General features: G+C 55.7%; 1 pseudogene. It reads left to right on the top strand.

What is annotated here, in order from left to right:
- A pseudogene (locus AKG43_RS11880) lies at positions 1–610 on the top strand (IS5 family transposase); the annotation flags it as partial.

The following is a 610-nucleotide window of genomic DNA, read 5'->3' as shown; positions in this document are numbered from 1 at the left end:
ATCCTTTGCTCTCCATGTTCAAAGCCGTCCTGCTCGGCCAATGGCACAGCCTCTCCGACCCCGAACTCGAATACAGCCTCATCACCCGCATCGATTTCCAACTCTTCTGCCGCTTCGACGACTTCCGAATTCCCGACCACAGCACCCTCTGCCGTTTCCGCAACCGGCTGGCGCAAGACAACACCTTGGCCGAACTACTGGATCTGATTAACCGCCAACTGACTGACAAGGGCTTAAAAGTAGAGAAAGCATCCGCCGCCATCGTTGACGCCACCATTATTCAGACGGCCGGCGGCAAACAACGTCAGGCCATCGAAGTGGATGACGAAGGGCGGGTCAGCAGCCAAACTACACCGAGTAAAGACAAAGATGCCCGTTGGATCAAAAGCCCGTTGGATCAAAAAAGACGGCCGCTTCCATCTGGGCTACAAACAACACACCCGTACCGATGCGGACGGCTATATCGAGAAACTGCACATCACCCCGGCCAATGCTCATGAGTGCAAACACCTGCTGCCATTACTGGCGGACATCGCAGAAGGCAGCACCGTCTATGCGGATAAAGGCTACGACAGCCGGGAGAACCGACAACATTTGGCAGCGTGCGGCT

Origin of the sequence: Neisseria sp. 74A18 (genome assembly GCF_001308005.1) — a bacterium.
Classification (GTDB): Bacteria; Pseudomonadota; Gammaproteobacteria; order Burkholderiales; family Neisseriaceae; genus Neisseria; species Neisseria dumasiana.
The sequence above is the reverse complement of the archived record's forward strand: the minus strand, read 5'-3'. Positions and strand labels throughout refer to the sequence as shown.